Here is a 2816-nt window from a genome sequence, read left to right as displayed (position 1 = left end):
CCTTCCCCACACCTCCCACACTCCCGTACGGACGCCCTTATGCAACGTCCCTCTTCCACCTAATCAAATATAGCAAGGTTTTTGAGAAAAAAAATTATCCGAAAAGATTCTATATGACTCCTAGATTAACCATCTAATTATGATTCTACGGGATTTGATATAAAAAATAAATAGAGACGTTGTACCCAACATCTCTATTTTAATTGCAAGTTTATCAAAAATATTTCTGATGAAGAAAACTTGACCGAAATGTAAGCATTCAGCTCTTAGCTCTCAACTCATCCTTTCCTTTTGAATAAAACGACTAAGGTTAACTGATGAGCTTTTCTCCATACTTTTAATTCTTTGAAGTTTTTCAATATTTATTTCTGCTTGTAATAGCTGAATGCTGAATTATTAAACCTAAATTGGATTAGCTTCTAAAGACAAGGAATAATTTGTATCACTATCAAATTGAGAAACTCTGACAAAATAATTACCTTCTGGCAAGGAATCAACAACTATTCTCTCATCAACATTACCAACATTTCTCGACTCGGCAAAAACCTCTAAAGCTTCTGCGACTCCATTATTATTAATATCTTCAATTAATTCTATATCTGCATCTCCACTCAAACTACCTAAAACTATATCTAAACTACTAGGATTATTCAAAATAAAACTATAAATATCTGTGGGATTTCCACTACTAACAAAATCATTAACTTCTGCGCTTCCTAAAACACCTAAATTATCAGTAAGATTCAATAAATCATCTCTAAAATCTGGAGGCGTACTCAAACGATTTTGTGGCAATCCGGCTACAATATAATGTTGAATTGCACTAGCAAATATACCATTATTTAATAATTCCACTACATCAGGANTTCTTTTAAAAGCACTATCCAAATAATATTTTTCGGCGGTTTTTTAGCAGCGCGGCGAAGAGGCCGAGGACCAGGGCGCCGCCGGTACCGAAGACCGTGTAGTAGATGGTGACCTTCATCACGCTCCAGAACTCGGAGGCGTTAAAGACCTTGCGGAAGTTGTCCAGGGTCAATTCGGTGTTTGTCTTTTCGGACACCTTTTTTATCAGTAAGATTCAATAAATCATCTCTAAAATCTGGAGGCGTACTCAAACGATTTTGTGGCAATCCGGCTACAATATAATGTTGAATTGCACTAGCAAATATACCATTATTTAATAATTCCACTACATCAGGATTTTCAGTAAGATAAAACCCTGTATCAAATAAAAAACTAGGGTCACGAAATTCAAATTGACCAAACCTAACAAAATGTTCAAAAGGAGTTAAATTTGCTGATTCTAATGTTGCAGCAAATTCAGGATTTGAGACATAAAAAGCCGTATTAAAAACGGGACTAGGGTCGCGATTTTCAAATTGACCAAACTCAAGAAAATGCTCTACTGCAGTTAGCCTACCCTCTTGAACAGCAGCAGCAATACCAGTATTAGTTTCTAGATAAAAGCTAGTATCAAATAAAGCATTGGGGTCTCTATTTTCAAATTGACCGACATTGAGAAAATGTTCCAATCCACTACTGAAATTTCCCGCAGCAACTTCATCTAGAACATCGGGGTTTAAAGCCAAATAAAAATTTTCATCAAATAGAGTCTCAATAGTTAACATTATCTTGACATACTCCCGACGTTCCCCTTACGGGACAACGCGGGATTCTTCAGCCAGGGAAACCCTGACCGCTGTTTTTACAGAGGTGATGTCCTCCCCCTGTGTTGATAATAATCCGATTTTTTGTATCAGAAGGGCTGAGTTATAGTCCCTATCAAGCTCTTGACCACATTTAGGGCATGAATGCCAGCGCTCTGATAAGCTTTTAGAAACCCTGTTCAAACACTCCCAACAATGTTGAGATGTACCTTTTGGGTCTACTTTGATCATTCTCTTGCCTAGTTTCCAGGCTACATACTCTAGAATCTGAACAAACTGGCCAAATGCTGCATCCTGTAAAGACTTATTCAATCCTGACTTGGCTGATTGACCATTGGGTAAGAATTGACCATTGTTCCCTAATTTGGCTTGGCAACGTCTGACTAAATTTGCTATTTGCAAATCTTCTACAAAAATCACACTTACATCTGAAAACAAGTGATAAGCTAGCTTGAATTGCCAATCCAAACGTTGTCTAGCTATTAGTTGATGGAGTCTACCTATTTTACCTTTGAGAATTTTCCAACTCTGAGAATGTTTTGGTTTTTTAGCTAATCTTACTTGTAGTTTAGACAAGCGATACTCAGAGAATCTGAAAAACTTAGGCACTTCTATAAACTCACCATCACTGGTAACAGCATAGTGCAACAACCCTAAATCAATACCCTTTGAGTTTTCCAAGGTGGGCTGAATTTCTCCTGCCTCTACAGGTACACTTTTATCTTCTATGGTGAAACTAATATACCATCCGTCTGCCGCGCGTACTACTGTACCTGTCTTAATCTTGAATCCTACTGGTATTGAGCGATTGTATACTAAAGGGACTAAGCCAATCTTTGGTAAATTGATACAATACCGACCATTGGCATTTTTGACAATGTTGTTGGTATTTGATAACTGAGGATAGCTGAAGGAATTATAATAATATTTCCCCTTGAATTTAGGTCTGCCACTGGTTTTACCGTTTTTATCAGGTAAGGTAAAGTTATCCATAGTAGTTTGTACGCGCTGGATCACATCTTGCAATACCTGGGAGTGGATGGACTTGTATTCACCGAAGAGTTTTTTAGTTTGTGCTAAGTTGGCTAACTGTACTGTTTCCCAAGCTACATAACCATTTATTATGTTGGGATGTTTGTCACCTTT

At 37.3% G+C, this 2816-nt stretch carries 3 protein-coding genes; all 3 read right to left on the bottom strand.

Annotation, left to right across the window (positions count from 1 at the left end):
- Positions 1 to 402: 402 nt before the first annotated feature.
- Positions 403 to 855, bottom strand: a complete 453-nt coding sequence (locus AFK68_RS44115) for a PPC domain-containing protein (protein WP_143437471.1) — start codon at positions 853 to 855, stop codon at positions 403 to 405.
- Positions 856 to 1007: 152 nt separating this feature from the next.
- Positions 1008 to 1631 (bottom strand): hypothetical protein, encoded by a 624-nt coding sequence (locus tag AFK68_RS03200; protein WP_094671568.1) that lies wholly within the window; start codon positions 1629 to 1631, stop codon positions 1008 to 1010.
- 27 nt (positions 1632 to 1658) lie between these two features.
- Positions 1659 to 2816, bottom strand: a 1158-nt coding sequence (locus AFK68_RS03195; protein ID WP_246843970.1) for a transposase, incomplete at its 5' end; no start/stop codon positions are given.

Origin of the sequence: Hydrocoleum sp. CS-953, from assembly GCF_002260545.1 — a bacterium.
GTDB lineage: Bacteria > Cyanobacteriota > Cyanobacteriia > Cyanobacteriales > Microcoleaceae > Trichodesmium.
The sequence above is the reverse complement of the archived record's forward strand: the minus strand, read 5'-3'. Positions and strand labels throughout refer to the sequence as shown.

Excerpts from the sequence above, each read along its gene's own strand:
- AFK68_RS03200 (WP_094671568.1), bottom strand. The coding sequence starts at position 1,631 with ATGTTAACTATTGAGACTCTATTTGATGAAAATTTTTATTTGGCTTTA.